At 48.2% G+C, this 15,731-nt stretch carries 12 protein-coding genes; 11 read left to right on the forward strand and 1 reads right to left on the reverse strand.

Features of this window, described 5'->3' with window-relative positions:
- Positions 1-38: 38 nt before the first annotated feature.
- The 10 genes from rplL (at position 39) to AB432_RS01400 (ending at position 14,631) form a co-directional block, all read left to right on the forward strand.
- On the forward strand, positions 39-401 hold the full coding sequence (gene rplL, locus AB432_RS01355; protein WP_047074728.1) for a 50S ribosomal protein L7/L12: 363 nt from the start codon (positions 39-41) through the stop codon (positions 399-401).
- Between the two features lie 102 nt (positions 402-503).
- Complete coding sequence (locus tag AB432_RS01360) at positions 504-1,100, forward strand: class I SAM-dependent methyltransferase (RefSeq protein ID WP_048035650.1); 597 nt, start codon at positions 504-506, stop codon at positions 1,098-1,100.
- A gap of 309 nt (positions 1,101-1,409) precedes the next feature.
- Positions 1,410-4,949, forward strand: coding sequence for a DNA-directed RNA polymerase subunit beta (rpoB, locus tag AB432_RS01365; protein ID WP_048035651.1), 3,540 nt, complete (start codon positions 1,410-1,412; stop codon positions 4,947-4,949).
- Between the two features lie 29 nt (positions 4,950-4,978).
- Positions 4,979-8,605 carry a DNA-directed RNA polymerase subunit beta' gene (gene rpoC, locus AB432_RS01370; RefSeq protein ID WP_048035652.1) on the forward strand — a complete coding sequence of 1,209 codons (3,627 nt, stop codon included), beginning with the start codon at positions 4,979-4,981 and terminating at the stop codon, positions 8,603-8,605.
- Positions 8,606-8,743: 138 nt separating this feature from the next.
- On the forward strand, positions 8,744-8,998 hold the full coding sequence (locus AB432_RS01375) for a 50S ribosomal protein L7ae-like protein (RefSeq protein WP_017247041.1): 255 nt from the start codon (positions 8,744-8,746) through the stop codon (positions 8,996-8,998).
- A gap of 122 nt (positions 8,999-9,120) precedes the next feature.
- On the forward strand, positions 9,121-9,555 hold the full coding sequence (gene rpsL / locus AB432_RS01380) for a 30S ribosomal protein S12 (RefSeq protein WP_012683978.1): 435 nt from the start codon (positions 9,121-9,123) through the stop codon (positions 9,553-9,555).
- 57 nt (positions 9,556-9,612) lie between these two features.
- Positions 9,613-10,083, forward strand: coding sequence for a 30S ribosomal protein S7 (gene rpsG, locus AB432_RS01385; RefSeq protein ID WP_007716226.1), 471 nt, complete (start codon positions 9,613-9,615; stop codon positions 10,081-10,083).
- A 69-nt stretch (positions 10,084-10,152) separates the two neighbouring features.
- A complete protein-coding gene (gene fusA / locus AB432_RS01390; protein ID WP_048035653.1) occupies positions 10,153-12,231 on the forward strand; it encodes an elongation factor G in 2,079 nt (692 codons plus the stop codon).
- Between the two features lie 120 nt (positions 12,232-12,351).
- Positions 12,352-13,542: an elongation factor Tu gene (tuf, locus tag AB432_RS01395; protein ID WP_048035654.1), complete on the forward strand. Its 1,191-nt coding sequence runs from the start codon at positions 12,352-12,354 to the stop codon at positions 13,540-13,542.
- A gap of 153 nt (positions 13,543-13,695) precedes the next feature.
- Positions 13,696-14,631, forward strand: coding sequence for a DMT family transporter (locus AB432_RS01400; RefSeq protein ID WP_048035655.1), 936 nt, complete (start codon positions 13,696-13,698; stop codon positions 14,629-14,631).
- 25 nt (positions 14,632-14,656) lie between these two features.
- Here AB432_RS01400 and AB432_RS01405 read toward each other — a convergent pair whose 3' ends face one another.
- Entirely contained in the window at positions 14,657-15,043 is a 387-nt protein-coding gene (locus AB432_RS01405) for a globin domain-containing protein (RefSeq protein WP_048035656.1), read from the reverse strand.
- Between the two features lie 356 nt (positions 15,044-15,399).
- Between AB432_RS01405 and rpsJ the strand changes: the two genes are divergently transcribed.
- Positions 15,400-15,708 carry a 30S ribosomal protein S10 gene (gene rpsJ, locus AB432_RS01415; RefSeq protein WP_005828858.1) on the forward strand — a complete coding sequence of 103 codons (309 nt, stop codon included), beginning with the start codon at positions 15,400-15,402 and terminating at the stop codon, positions 15,706-15,708.
- Positions 15,709-15,731: the final 23 nt, after the last annotated feature.

Below are 15,731 nucleotides of genomic sequence, written 5' to 3' on the forward strand. Positions count from 1 at the left end.
GTTTTACAAATACTATTCCTTGAATGGAGGATTTACAAATGTCTAAAGAGCAAATCTTGGAAGCCATTAAAGGCATGTCCGTTCTCGAACTGAACGATCTGGTTAAAGCAATCGAAGAAGAATTCGGCGTAACTGCTGCTGCTCCTGTAGCTGTAGTTGCTGGTGGCGGAGCAGAAGCTGCTGCTGAGCAAACTGAATTCACTGTAAACCTGGTAAGCGGCGGCGCTTCCAAAATCAACGTAATCAAAGTTGTTCGCGAGCTGACTGGCTTGGGTCTGAAAGAAGCAAAAGACCTGGTAGACAACGCTCCAAAAACACTCAAAGAGGGCGTTTCCAAAGACGAAGCAGAATCCCTCAAAGCAAAACTCGAAGAAGCTGGCGCTCAAGTAGAAGTAAAGTAAGTTAGCTTCCTTTAGGATATCCCCTTGCCTGCGGCAGGGGGATTTTCTATAAACTTTTGATGATAGAGTTTTTCTTAAACGATGAGGAAGGGTGAATCACACGTGGCAGACCATTACTATACCAATCAACCGGGCGCTGCACATGATGAACAGCAATTTACGTTCAAGCTCCGTGGTAATGAATTTCGCTTCATAACGGATGCTGGCGTTTTTTCCCGAGACCGGATTGACTTTGGAAGTGTATTGCTCATCGAGAACATGGAAATCGACAGTCATGCGCGTGTACTCGATGTGGGATGCGGGTATGGTCCGATGGGATTGACGGCTGCCAAGCTTGCTGATCATGGTCGGGTGACGATGATCGACGTGAACGAGCGTGCGGTTAACCTGGCTCGTCGTAATGCAGAAGCAAATGGAATAAAAAATGTTGAGGTTCGAGTGAGCGATGTCTACAGCGGCGTACAAGGTGAGCAGTTTGATGTCATTCTAACCAATCCGCCGATTCGTGCGGGTAAGGAAATCGTTCATCGCATTTTTGTAGAAGGATACGACCTGTTGGTAGAAGGCGGAGAAATGTGGGTTGTCATTCAGAAGAAGCAAGGTGCCCCATCCGCATTGAAGAAGCTGCAGGAAACGTACCGCGAAGTAATAGAGGTAGATCGGGAAAAAGGCTATCACATATTCAGGGCAATCAAATAAGCAAGAAGAAATCATTAGAAAAGTTTTCTTGACGTGAATAATTGAATGTGGTAGCATTATAAAATGTCAATATGGGATAAATGTCTATTTTTCAGCAATTCCCTGTCTGTCAAGCGTTTCTACTTTTTTCCTGAGATAGGAATGTTTGCGTGAAAACATGGGAATTCTTTTAAAATAGAGTTTCTCTGGGTTAAAAATGGTTGAAGCTGCTTTAACCCATTTTTATTTTTAGGCATTCGAATGCGACTGAAAGAAGTTGCCGAATGCCGAGTTTCTATGTGTGAAAACACAACCTGAGGGGTGAATAAGTTGGCAGGTAAAGTGATTCAAAGTGGCCGACACCGCCAGCGTCGTACGTATTCACGTATTAACGAAGTGCTGGGCCTTCCAAATCTCATCGAGATTCAACAAAAGTCCTACCAATGGTTCCTTGATGAGGGGCTCCGTGAGATGTTCCAAGACATTTCGCCAATCCAGGACTTCACAGGTAATCTCGTGCTGGAGTTTATCGACTACAGCTTGGGAGAGCCGAAGTACGATGTTGACGAGTCGAAAGAACGTGACGTCACCTATGCGGCGCCTCTGCGTGTGAAGGTACGTTTGTTGAACAAAGAGACGGGAGAAGTGAAGGAACAAGAAGTATTCATGGGGGATTTCCCGCTCATGACCGAAACGGGAACCTTCATTATTAATGGTGCTGAGCGCGTTATTGTCAGCCAGCTTGTTCGTTCCCCCAGTGTATATTACAACACCAAAGTGGACAAAAACGGCAAGCAGACGTTTACAGCTACAGTAATCCCGAACCGGGGTGCTTGGCTGGAGCTGGAGACCGATGCGAAGGACGTTATTTATGTCCGCATCGACCGTACGCGAAAAATCCCGGTAACGGTTCTTTTGCGTGCGTTGGGCTTTGGTTCCGACATCGAGATTCTCAACTTGCTGGGTGAAGATGAATACATCAAGAACACGCTGGAAAAAGACAATACCGATTCTACGGAAAAAGCGCTTATTGAAATCTACGAGCGTCTTCGTCCGGGTGAGCCACCAACAGTCGAAAATGCGAAGAGCCTCTTGATCTCTCGTTTCTTCGACCCTAAGCGCTATGATTTGGCTTCTGTTGGTCGTTATAAAATGAACAAAAAGCTTCATTTGAAAAACCGTCTGTACAACCAACGTTTGGCTGAAACGCTGATCGATACGACAACAGGTGAAATTTTTGCCGAAGCAGGTCAAATGATTGACCGTCGTGTCCTGGATCGCATCGTGCCAGCGCTGGAAGGCAATGTGGGCTTTATCGACGTTCGCACACATGGCGGTGTACTGGAAGATGAAGCGATTCATTTGCAATCTATCAATATTTTCTCTCCGATTGAAGATGGCAAGATCATCAAAGTAATCGGAAACGGAAATGTAGATAAGTCCTTCAAACATATTACGCCGGCGGACATCGTATCGGCGATCAACTATTTCATGAACCTCCTGCACAGTGTAGGTTCCACAGACGATATTGACCACTTGGGTAACCGTCGTCTGCGTTCCGTTGGTGAACTGTTGCAGAACCAGTTCCGTATTGGTTTGTCCCGTATGGAGCGTGTGGTTCGTGAGCGCATGTCCATTCAGGATCAAAACCAAATTACACCGCAAGCTCTCATTAACATCCGTCCAGTGATTGCCTCACTGAAGGAGTTCTTTGGTAGCTCGCAGTTGTCCCAGTTCATGGATCAAACAAATCCATTGGCTGAGCTGACGCACAAACGCCGTCTGTCCGCACTCGGACCTGGTGGTTTGACGCGTGAGCGCGCGGGCTTCGAAGTGCGCGACGTTCACCATTCCCACTACGGTCGTATGTGTCCAATTGAGACGCCAGAGGGACCAAACATTGGTTTGATCAACTCCCTGTCGTCCTTTGCACGCATCAACGACTACGGATTTATCGAAACGCCTCGTCGTAAAGTTGATCCAGAAACAGGCTTCGTGTTGACTGATATCAGCTACTTGACTGCTGATGAGGAAGACGTGTTCAACGTGGCACAGGCAAATCAGCCACTTGATGAAGATGGCCGTTTCGTAAACGACATGGTAATCTGCCGTCGTAAAGGTGAGATCTTGAGCGTACCGCGCGACAAGGTAGACTTCATGGACGTATCGCCGAAGCAGGTTGTATCCGTTGCGACAGCGCTGATTCCGTTCCTCGAGAACGATGACGCCAACCGCGCACTGATGGGTTCAAACATGCAGCGGCAGGCCGTTCCGCTTTTGATTCCACAAGCACCGTTTGTCGGTACGGGTATGGAGCATAAAGCAGCGCAAGACTCCGGCGTGGCGATCGTTGCCAAGCATCCGGGTCAAGTTGAGCGCGTAACGGCTCGCGAAATCTGGATTCGTCGTTACCAAGAAATCGACGGCAGAAAAGTTGCTGGCGATCTCGATAAATACAAAATGCACAAGTTTATCCGTTCCAACCAAGGTACCTGCATCAACCAGCGTCCAATCGTAAGCACTGGAGACTGGATTGAAAAAGGCGATATCATTGGGGACGGCCCATCCACTGAAAAAGGTGAATTGGCTCTCGGTCGTAACGTAATCGTTGCGTTTATGACGTGGGAAGGATACAACTACGAAGACGCGATTCTTCTGAGTGAAAAACTTGTAAAAGATGACGTGTATACGTCTATCCATATTGAAGAATACGAGTCCGAAGCTCGCGACACCAAGCTGGGTCCAGAGGAAATCACTCGCGATATTCCAAACGTTGGGGAAGATGCTCTGAAAAACCTGGACGAACGCGGTATCATCCGTGTTGGTGCGGAGATTCAGGACGGTGACATTCTCGTTGGTAAGGTTACACCTAAAGGGGTTACTGAGCTGACAGCAGAAGAACGCCTCCTGCATGCCATCTTCGGTGAAAAAGCTCGTGAAGTTCGTGATACATCCCTGCGCGTACCACATGGTGGTTCCGGTATCATCGTAGACGTTAAAGTATTTACGCGTGAGAATGGCGACGAATTGCCACCAGGCGTAAACCAACTCGTTCGCGTTTACATCGCCCAAAAACGGAAAATCTCCGTGGGTGACAAAATGGCCGGTCGACATGGTAACAAAGGGGTTATCGCCCGCATCATGGCGGAAGAAGATATGCCGTTCCTGCCAGATGGCTCTCCAGTAGAGATCGTACTCAACCCGTTGGGCGTACCTTCGCGTATGAACATCGGTCAGGTATTGGAGACTCACTTGGGTATGGCAGCGAAACTTCTGGGTATCCACGTAGCAACGCCGGTATTCGACGGTGCACGTCAGGCAGAAGTATTCGAAACGTTGGAAGAAGCAGGTCTGGATCGTGACGGAAAAACGATCTTGTTTGATGGTCGTACAGGTGAACCGTTTGACCGCCGTGTAACGGTAGGTTGCGTGTACATGCTGAAACTGGCTCACTTGGTTGACGACAAAATCCATGCTCGTTCTACTGGTCCTTACTCTCTTGTTACGCAGCAGCCATTGGGTGGTAAAGCTCAATTCGGTGGACAGCGTTTCGGGGAGATGGAGGTTTGGGCATTGGAGGCATATGGTGCTGCCTACACCTTGCAAGAAATTCTTACTGTCAAGTCGGATGACGTCGTGGGCCGCGTGAAAACGTATGAAGCGATCGTTAAGGGCGAAAACGTTCCAGAACCAGGTGTTCCAGAGTCCTTCAAGGTATTGATTAAGGAACTCCAGAGCTTGGGTATGGACGTGAAGATTCTGTCCGGAGACGAGCAGGAGATTGAAATGCGTGAAATGGAAGACGAGGATGAAGGCAACGGTGAAAAACTGAACCTCGTTCTCGAAGGCGGAAGCTTGAACGAAGAGTAAGATTCCGGTACCAAGGGAGGTAACGCCCTGTGATTGACGTGAACAACTTCGAATATATGAAGATCGGCTTGGCTTCCCCCGATAAGATCCGTTCGTGGTCTTTCGGGGAAGTGAAGAAGCCAGAGACGATCAACTACCGCACACTGAAACCGGAAAAAGACGGCTTGTTCTGCGAACGCATCTTTGGACCAACCAAGGACTGGGAATGCCATTGCGGTAAATACAAGCGTGTTCGTTATAAAGGTGTAGTGTGCGACCGTTGTGGCGTGGAAGTGACCCGCGCCAAAGTACGGCGTGAGCGTATGGGGCACATTGAACTGGCTGCCCCAGTTTCTCACATCTGGTACTTCAAAGGGATTCCAAGCCGTATGGGCTTGGTGCTCGACATGTCCCCTCGTTCCCTGGAGGAAGTAATCTACTTTGCTTCTTACGTAGTAACAGATCCAGGTGACACTCCTCTCGATAAAAAGCAATTGCTCTCCGAAAAAGAGTATCGCAATTATCGTGAGAAATACGGCCACTCCTTCCAAGCGATGATGGGAGCAGAAGCGATCAAACGCCTGCTTGCAGAAATCGATCTGGATAAAGACGTGGAAACGTTGAAAGAAGATTTGAAAACGGCACAAGGCCAGCGTCGCAACCGTGCGATCAAGCGTCTGGAAGTGCTCGAGGCATTCCGCAACTCCGGTAACCACCCGGATTGGATGGTTCTCGACGTACTGCCGGTTATCCCGCCAGAGCTTCGTCCAATGGTTCAGTTGGATGGTGGACGTTTTGCCACTTCCGACCTGAATGACCTGTACCGCCGTGTAATCAACCGTAATAACCGTCTGAAGCGCCTGCTCGAACTGGGTGCTCCTGACATTATCGTACAAAACGAGAAACGCATGCTGCAGGAAGCAGTAGACGCGCTCATCGACAACGGTCGTCGTGGACGTCCGGTAACAGGACCAGGTAACCGTCCTTTGAAATCTCTCAGCCACATGCTGAAAGGTAAACAAGGTCGTTTCCGTCAAAACCTGCTCGGTAAGCGTGTTGACTACTCCGGTCGTTCCGTTATCGTTGTAGGACCTAACCTGAAGATGTATCAGTGCGGTTTGCCTAAAGAAATGGCACTGGAGCTCTTCAAGCCGTTCGTGATGAAAGAGCTGGTTTCCAAAGGCCTCGCTCACAACATCAAGAGCGCAAAGCGCAAGGTTGAGCGCGTTCAGCCAGAGGTATGGGACGTTCTCGAGGACGTTATTCGTGAGCACCCGGTACTGTTGAACCGTGCCCCTACCTTGCACCGTCTGGGTATCCAGGCATTCGAACCAGTTCTGGTTGAAGGCCGTGCGATCCGTCTGCATCCGCTCGTTTGTACAGCGTACAACGCGGACTTTGACGGTGACCAAATGGCGGTTCACGTTCCGTTGTCTGCTGAAGCACAGGCGGAAGCCCGTATCCTCATGCTGGCAGCGCAGAACATCTTGAACCCGAAAGACGGTAAACCGGTAGTAACTCCATCCCAGGACATGGTGCTTGGTTCTTACTACCTGACACTGGAGCGCGAAGGCGACAAAGGCGAGGGTACGATTTATCGCGATCCTCACGATGCGATTGCCGCTTATCAGCAAGGCTTTATCAGCCTGCATACGCGCATCGCACTGCCAGCAAAACGCTTGAGCAAAACCAGCTTTACTGAGCGTCAAGAGAACGCGCTTCTCGTAACGACAGTAGGTAAAGTAATTTTCAATGAAATTTTCCCTGCAGATCTGCCGTTCATCAACGTACCAACGAAAGGCAACCTGCAAAACATGGTTCCTGACGAATACTTTATTTTCGATAAAGGTACCAACGTTACAGAGTTCATCAAGAACCTGCCTGATCCAGGCGCGGTGAAAAAAGGCTTCTTGGGAACCATCATTTCCGAGTGCTTCCGTCGCTTCGGTACGATGAAAACGTCCATGATCCTCGATAGAATCAAGGAACTGGGCTTCACGTACTCGACAAAAGCAGGTATCACGATTGCCGTAGCGGACATTGCGGTACCAGGAAAGAAAAAAGACATTCTCGACGCAGCGGATGAAAAGGTTGCAACTGTCATGACGCAGTTCCGTCGCGGTTTGATCACCGAGGACGAGCGCTATGACCGCGTAATCTCTATCTGGTCCAAAGCGAAGGATGAAGTAACAGACGTTTTGATGAAGTCCATGGATAAGTTCAATGCGATCTTCATGATGGCGAACTCCGGTGCCCGTGGTAACGTATCCCAGATCACTCAGTTGGCTGGTATGCGCGGTCTGATGGCGAACCCATCCGGTCGAATCATTGAGTTGCCGATTAAATCCAACTTCCGTGAAGGTCTGACGGTATTGGAGTACTTTATCTCCACGCACGGTGCGCGTAAAGGTCTCGCCGATACAGCCTTGCGTACAGCGGACTCGGGTTACCTGACTCGTCGTCTGGTAGACGTTGCCCAAGACGTGATTGTACGCGAAACTGATTGCGGAACAGATAAAGGTATCCGTGTAACAGCAATCAAGGATGGTAAGGAAGAAATCGAGAAGTTGTCTGATCGTCTGGTTGGACGTACTTGCTTCGAGACTTTGCGCCACCCTGAGACAAAAGAAATCATCGTGCACCGCAATGAGGAGATCTCTGAAGAGGTTGCCGAGTATATCGAAAAAGTAGGAATCACTAACGTTTATATCCGTAACGTACTCGCTTGCCGCACCAGCCATGGTGTCTGCAAATTGTGTTACGGACGCAACCTGGCGACAGGAGCCGAGGTGGAAGTGGGAGAAGCAGTCGGTATTATCGCTGCACAATCCATTGGTGAGCCGGGTACCCAGCTGACCATGCGTACCTTCCATACTGGTGGGGTTGCGGGAGACGATATTACCCAAGGTTTGCCGCGTATTCAGGAGTTGTTCGAAGCGCGTAATCCGAAAGGGCAAGCAGTCATCTCCGAAATCGATGGTGAAGTTGTTGATATTCGCGAAGGGAAAGATCGTCGCGAGATCGAAGTACGTGGGGAAGCGGAGAACAAAGTGTATGCAGCACCGTATGGCTCGCGCATCAAGGTTTCTGTTGGTCTCAAGCTGAATGCCGGTGACGAGCTCACGGAAGGTTCCGTAGACCCGAAAGAAATGCTCAAAGTTCGCGGTATGCGCGGCGTTTCCAACTACATCTTGCAAGAGGTACAAAAAGTTTACCGTATGCAAGGGGTAGAAATTAACGACAAGCACGTAGAGGTTATGATTCGTCAGATGCTGCGCAAACTGCGCGTTATCGACAGCGGAGATACAGACCTCTTGCCAGGTTCCTATGTTGAGGTTCCTGAATTTGAGCAAGCGAACGCAAAAGTTCTCATGGAAGGCAGAAATCCAGCAGTGGGCCGTCCGGTTCTTCTGGGGATCACCAAAGCATCCCTCGAAACCGACTCCTTCCTGTCGGCAGCATCCTTCCAGGAAACGACTCGCGTTCTTACCGATGCAGCGATCAAAGGAAAAGTGGACCGCTTGCTAGGTTTGAAAGAGAACGTTATTATCGGGAAGCTGGTTCCAGCAGGTACCGGTATGTCACGTTACCGCAATGTAAAAGTTGCTAGTCAAGTAGATTACGAAGCAGAGCTGGAAGCAGCGAAAGCTGAGCAAGAAGCAGTTTCTGTAGAGTAATGGCGGGAAAAGCGCCCATCACCGATTGGTGGGCGCTTTCCTAAATAAAAAATATGAGATGGGCGTTGACAACAACTAGCCCACCTGATATTATATTCAAGTGTGCCTGACATCTGTACTTTGGAGGATATGAGAATCATGTCTTATGAAAAAGTAGAGCGGGCCAAGGACTTGACAATCGGCATTAAGCAGACGATCAAAGCTGTTGAAAGCCAACAGGTAGAAGCAGTGTATATCGCTGTTGATGCAGATAAGCGTTTGACCCAAAAAGTCGAGCTCCTTTGCAAAGAGAAGGGTGTTCCAGTCATTCATGTAGATTCCATGCGTCGTTTAGGCAAAGCGTGTGGAATTGAAGTGGGAGCGGCTACCGCTGCGATTAAAAAAAGTGGTTAACGATGTTTTTGTCTGTGGTTACACGTTGCGTAATGCTGGACAAGGACTTTCTATTTGACCTAAAAATGACTCACCTGGATCTGTGGTCTTGAAGATTGGGTATTAAGAAGGGAGGTAACATCATGCCTACAATTAACCAATTGGTGCGTAAAGGTCGCGAGGATAAGGTTGTGAAGTCGAAGTCCCCAGCTCTTCAAAAGGGGTACAACAGCTTCAAGAAAAGCCAAACCAACCAAAGCTCTCCTCAAAAACGTGGTGTTTGCACTCGTGTAGGTACCATGACTCCGAAAAAACCGAACTCCGCGTTGCGTAAATACGCTCGTGTGCGTTTGACAAACGGAATCGAGGTAACAGCTTACATCGGTGGTATTGGCCACAACCTGCAAGAGCATAGCGTCGTGCTGGTGCGCGGCGGTCGTGTAAAAGACTTGCCAGGGGTACGCTACCATATCGTTCGTGGTGCTCTTGACACTGCTGGTGTGAACAACCGTAAACAAGGTCGTTCCAAATACGGTACTAAGCGTCCGAAGCCAGGTCAAGCAGCAGCGAAGAAGTAATAAAAAAAGCGCCTGTGAAGTGGCGTGAATTTATATCGAAAAGAAGGAGGGAATACGATGCCTCGTAAAGGTCCTGTAACCCGTCGTGACGTGCTGCCTGATCCTATTCACAACAGCAAGTTGGTTACTCGCTTGATTAACCGCCTGATGTTGGATGGTAAGCGCGGTGTAGCTCAGAACATTCTCTACAACGCATTTGACATCATCCAGGAGCGCACAGGTCGCAACCCGATGGAAGTGTTTGAAGAAGCACTGAAAAACGTAATGCCAGTACTGGAAGTTAAAGCTCGCCGTGTAGGTGGTGCTAACTACCAAGTACCAATCGAAGTAAAACCGGAGCGCCGTACCACTCTTGGTCTGCGTTGGATGGTTAACTACTCCCGTAACCGTGGAGAGAAAACCATGGAACAACGCTTGGCTAACGAGATCATGGACGCTGCTAACAACACCGGTGCAGCAGTTAAAAAGCGTGAAGACACGCACAAGATGGCTGAAGCGAACAAAGCGTTTGCTCACTATCGCTGGTAGAAATTGAATCGGGTGTCCGTTTTGGATACCCGTTTATTCTCAAACTCGAGTATGGAAGGAGCATACCTAATGGCTCGCGAGTTCTCTTTGCCGAATACGCGTAATATCGGTATCATGGCTCACATCGATGCTGGTAAGACGACGACTACTGAGCGTATTCTGTTCTACACTGGTCGTGTTCACAAAATTGGTGAGGTGCACGAAGGTGCAGCTACCATGGACTGGATGGAACAAGAGCAAGAGCGCGGTATTACCATTACTTCGGCTGCTACTACTGCTCAATGGGCTGGTCATCGTATCAACATCATTGATACACCAGGTCACGTAGACTTCACTGTAGAAGTTGAGCGCTCCCTGCGCGTTCTTGACGGTGCTGTAACCGTTTTTGACGCAAAAGGTGGCGTTGAGCCGCAAACCGAAACAGTATGGCGCCAAGCTGACCGCTATGGCGTACCGCGCATGTGCTACATCAACAAAATGGATATCATGGGTGCTAACTTTGATATGTGCTTGGGTCAGATCAAATCTCGCCTGGGTGCAAATCCAGTAGCTATCCAATATCCAATCGGTGCAGAAGATCAATTCAAAGGTATGGTTGACCTGATTGAAATGAAGGCAATCGTATATACTGATGACTTGGGTAAAACTTCTGACTCCGCTGAAATTCCTGCTGACATTCTGGCACGTTGCGAAGAACTTCGCATGGCTATGGTTGAAGCAGCAGCTGAACAAGACGAAGAGCTCATGATGAAGTACTTGGAAGGCGAAGAGCTGACCAACGACGAAATTCGTGCTGCTCTGCGTAAGGGTACTATCGAGTGCAAACTGACGCCGGTAATGTGCGGTTCTTCTTACAAGAACAAAGGTGTTCAGCCTATGCTGGACAACGTAGTTGCTTACCTGCCGTCTCCGGTAGATATCCCTGCAATTAAAGGTACATTGCCAGATACTGAAGAAGAAGTTGATCGTCCAGCTGACGACAACGGTCCGTTCTCTGCTCTTGCGTTCAAGATCATGACTGACCCGTATGTTGGTCGTTTGACTTTCTTCCGCGTATACTCCGGTGTACTGAACTCCGGTTCTTACGTTCTCAACTCTACCAAGGGTAAACGTGAGCGCGTTGGTCGTATCCTGCAAATGCACGCAAACCACCGTGAAGAGATCACAACGGTTTACTCCGGTGACATTGCTGCAGCTGTAGGTTTGAAAGATACAACAACTGGTGATACTCTGTGTGATGAAAAGGCTCCTGTAATTCTTGAGTCTATGGACTTCCCAGAGCCAGTTATTTCTGTTGCGATTGAACCAAAATCCAAAGCAGACCAAGACAAGATGGGTATCGGCCTGTCCAAGCTGGCTGAAGAGGATCCAACGTTCAGAACTCGCACAGATGAAGAGACTGGTCAAACAATCATCTCCGGTATGGGTGAGCTTCACCTGGAGATTATCGTAGACCGTCTGAAACGCGAATTTAAAGTCGAGTCGAACGTTGGTGCTCCACAGGTTGCTTACCGTGAAACATTCCGTAACACAGCCAAAGTGGAAGGTAAATTCGTTCGTCAGTCCGGTGGTCGTGGTCAATACGGTCACGTTTGGGTGGAATTCGCTCCTCTCGAGCCGGGTCAAGGCTTCCAATTCGAAAACAAAATCGTTGGTGGTGTAGTACCACGCGAATACATCCCTGCTGTTCAAGCGGGTATCGAAGAGTCTATGAAAAATGGTGTTATCGCTGGCTTCCCGCTGGTTGATATCAAAGCTACTATCGTAGACGGTAGCTACCATGATGTTGACTCCAACGAGATGGCATTTAAAGTAGCAGGTTCTCTCGCTCTGAAAGAAGCTGCGAAAAAATGTGGCGCTGTACTGCTCGAGCCAATCATGAAAGTAGAAGTTACAATGCCAGAAGAGTACATGGGCGACGTTATGGGCGACCTGAACTCCCGCCGCGGTCGTATCGAAGGTATGGAAGCTCGTGCAAATGCACAAGTAATCCGTGCAATGGTACCACTGTCCGAGATGTTTGGTTACTCCACAATTCTTCGTTCCCGTACCCAGGGCCGTGGCGTTTACTCCATGGTGATCGACCACTACGAAGAAGTACCTAAATTTATCGCTGAAGAGATCATCAAGAAATCTAAAGGCGAATAATTACAGGTTACAGCTTTATCTTGCAATCAGAAAGGTTTACAATATTGAAGGGACAACCATTCGTAAGGTAAACCTTTCTTCAAACCATAAAACCCTTATATATAAGGAGGCTTTCCTCTCATGGCAAAAGCGAAATTTGAGCGTAATAAACCGCACGTTAACATTGGTACCATCGGTCACGTTGACCACGGTAAAACTACCCTGACTGCTGCTATTACAACTGTATTGGCACAACAAGGTAAAGCACAAGCTATGAACTATGCTGCAATTGACGCTGCTCCAGAAGAAAAAGAGCGCGGTATCACAATCAACACTGCTCACGTTGAGTACGAAACAGACAACCGTCACTATGCTCACGTTGACTGCCCTGGTCACGCTGACTACGTGAAAAACATGATTACTGGTGCTGCTCAAATGGACGGCGCAATCCTGGTTGTATCCGCAGCTGATGGCCCTATGCCACAAACTCGCGAGCACATCCTGCTCTCCAAACAAGTAGGCGTACCTTACATCGTAGTATTCATGAACAAATGCGACATGGTAGACGATGAAGAGTTGTTGGAACTGGTTGAAATGGAAATCCGTGACCTGTTGTCTCAATATGAGTTCCCAGGTGACGACACTCCAGTAATCAAAGGTTCTGCTAAAGAAGCTTTGGACAACCCAACTGGTGAGTGGGCTAAGAAAATCGCTGAACTGATGGAAGCGGTTGACACTTACATCCCAACTCCTGAGCGTGCAACTGACAAGCCGTTCCTGATGCCTGTAGAGGACGTGTTCACGATCACTGGTCGTGGTACTGTTGCTACTGGTCGTGTAGAGCGCGGTATCGTTAAAGTTGGTGACCAAGTAGAAATCATTGGTCTGGCTGAAGAAACAAAAGCAACAACTGTAACTGGTGTTGAGATGTTCCGCAAATTGCTGGATCAAGCTCAAGCTGGTGACAACATCGGTGCTCTGCTGCGCGGTGTAGACCGTAACGACATCGAGCGTGGACAATGCTTGGCGAAACCAGGTTCCGTTAAGCCTTACACTAAGTTCAAAGCAGAAGTTTACGTTCTGTCCAAAGAAGAGGGCGGACGTCACACTCCTTTCTTTGCTAACTACCGTCCACAATTCTACTTCCGTACAACTGACGTAACAGGTATCATCCAACTGCCTGAAGGCGTTGAAATGATCATGCCTGGCGACAACACTGAGTTCACTGTAGAACTGATCGCTCCAGTAGCGATGGAACAAGGTACTCGCTTCGCGATCCGCGAAGGTGGCCGTACAGTAGGCGCTGGCGTTGTAGCTTCTATCGACGCGTAAGATATACGGATACACAAAACCCGACAACTTTGGTTGTCGGGTTTTTTTATGTGCAATTATCGAACTTTTAAATAACTCCCATCAAAATCATTCAATTTGCCTCTTGTAGCAATATGCTACAATACCATCAGGATTGGATGGGGGATATTAGAGATGAAAAATAATGAGCGATTATTGTTTCTTATGCTTGCGGGTGTTGTCACGCTGTGGGGCTTGAACGTCGTCATGGTCAAGTATTTAACAACGTTTCCTCCATTATATGTCGCGGCTATACGCATGACTGTTGGTGGAATCTGTTTATCGCCACTCATCTTCATATACCGAAAGAGTTTGCGTTTTAGCAAAATAGATTGGTTCTTGTTGGCCGGAGTCGGTGCTAGTTCTATCGCGCTTCATCAAATAACGCTTGCAGCCGGTGTTCAATACACGACGGCAGGAAATGCCTCGCTTATTCTTGGATTAAATCCGTTGGCAACGGCGCTCTTGGCAATGCTTTTCTTAGGGGAAGGCATGTCGTTGAAAAAAGCGCTTGGCATTGGAATGGGTTTTGCAGGAGTGTTGATTGTTGTCATCTCTCAACACGGCGGTCTTCATATGAATGGCTGGGGAGATGCTATTATGTTTTTCTCCATGCTCATGTATGTAACGGGTGGCTTACTCATTCGGAAGTTGGTCGTAAGAGGTGTACCTGTACTCTTAATTACGGCTTTATCGCAAATGTTTGGGGTCATCTTCTTGTGGGGAGTCGCATTGACTGTTCAACCAGCTTCCTATTATCTATCTTTGGACGTTTCTTCCTTCCAGTGGCTTGTGATTTTTGCTTCAGGTGCGCTGTCAACTGCACTCGGGTCGATAGGCTGGAATTATGGGATACGTCAGCTCGGAGCAAGTCGAACAGCTGTTTTCTTAAATGGAATGCCGATGGCCAGTTTGGTATTTGCGGCGATATTCCTGGGAGAAAGCCTTCAACTCGTACACTTATTAGCACTGTGCATGATCGTAGGTGGTGTATATTTGGGATCTCGTAGCTTGGTGAGACCGAAAGCTACACGTGCGGCAGCAAGCTCTGATATAACAACAAAAGCGTAGGACAGTAATTGTCCTACGCTTTTTCTTATTGATCCCACTTATTGACCATATGGTGAGCAGTTAATCGCAACCGATCAAAGATTTGCTTGCGAATTTCGCCTTCCAGTCCAGTCAGGTCCATGGCTTTATCCATACAAGATAGCCAAGCCTCTGCCTGTATAGGTCCAATAGGGAACGGCATGTGTCGTGCTCTCAGCATCGGATGACCATGGGCGTCCGAATACAGGCTTGGGCCACCGAGAAACTGTGTCAAAAACTGATATTGACGTTCCTTCACGTGGGTTAAATCTTCAGGGAAGAGCTCGGTAATGTCGGGATGCTGCTTTACCAGATCGTAAAAGGTATCGACAAGACGGGCCAAAGTATCTGCACCGCCAATGATTTCATAAGGGGTTTGATTTACATCAGACATTGAGGAAACCCTCCATTTCATAACGATTACAACTATAAGTATAACGACTTCCTTCTATTATAGAAAGATGACTTGGTGAGTTGGCAGGTAATCCCGCTTGCCTTTCTTCCCTGAAATCTGTAATATGTTCAAGGTGAGCCATTCAGTAGGCACACTATGTACAAAAAAATATACGGAAACCCAAGAAAAAACTTGCGTTGCCCAAATCTTTTTAGTACAATATTGAATGTTGGTCATGGACTTGCGATGATGTGGGAGGTTGCTGACACACCCGGCCCCTTTGCCATGACCGGGGTGCAGGATATTTCCACGGAGAAATGTCTGTTTAAAAAATGGGCGAAAAAGGAGGGACTTCAATGGCAAAGCAAAAGATTCGTATTCGTTTGAAGGCGTATGATCACAAAATCCTGGATCAGTCCGCAGAAAAAATTGTGGACACTGCGAAGCGTTCCGGTGCTAACGTATCCGGTCCAATTCCACTCCCTACGGAGAAAGCAGTATACACGATCCTGCGTGCGGTTCATAAGTACAAAGATTCTCGTGAGCAATTCGAGATGCGTACACACAAACGTTTGATCGACATCTTGAACCCAACACCACAAACAGTAGATGCTTTGATGCGTCTGGATCTGCCATCTGGTGTGGATATTGAGATTAAACTGTAAGGTCCCAAAAAGCGATACACGCG

Origin of the sequence: Brevibacillus brevis (genome assembly GCF_001039275.2) — a bacterium.
GTDB lineage: Bacteria > Bacillota > Bacilli > Brevibacillales > Brevibacillaceae > Brevibacillus > Brevibacillus brevis_C.

Excerpts from the sequence above, each read along its gene's own strand:
- fusA (WP_048035653.1), top strand. The coding sequence starts at position 10,153 with ATGGCTCGCGAGTTCTCTTTGCCGAATACGCGTAATATCGGTATCATG.
- rpsJ (WP_005828858.1), top strand. The coding sequence starts at position 15,400 with ATGGCAAAGCAAAAGATTCGTATTCGTTTGAAGGCGTATGATCACAAA.
- AB432_RS01400 (WP_048035655.1), top strand. The coding sequence starts at position 13,696 with ATGAAAAATAATGAGCGATTATTGTTTCTTATGCTTGCGGGTGTTGTC.
- tuf (WP_048035654.1), top strand. The coding sequence starts at position 12,352 with ATGGCAAAAGCGAAATTTGAGCGTAATAAACCGCACGTTAACATTGGT.
- rplL (WP_047074728.1), top strand. The coding sequence starts at position 39 with ATGTCTAAAGAGCAAATCTTGGAAGCCATTAAAGGCATGTCCGTTCTC.
- rpsG (WP_007716226.1), top strand. The coding sequence starts at position 9,613 with ATGCCTCGTAAAGGTCCTGTAACCCGTCGTGACGTGCTGCCTGATCCT.
- AB432_RS01405 (WP_048035656.1), bottom strand. The coding sequence starts at position 15,043 with ATGTCTGATGTAAATCAAACCCCTTATGAAATCATTGGCGGTGCAGAT.
- AB432_RS01375 (WP_017247041.1), top strand. The coding sequence starts at position 8,744 with ATGTCTTATGAAAAAGTAGAGCGGGCCAAGGACTTGACAATCGGCATT.
- rpsL (WP_012683978.1), top strand. The coding sequence starts at position 9,121 with ATGCCTACAATTAACCAATTGGTGCGTAAAGGTCGCGAGGATAAGGTT.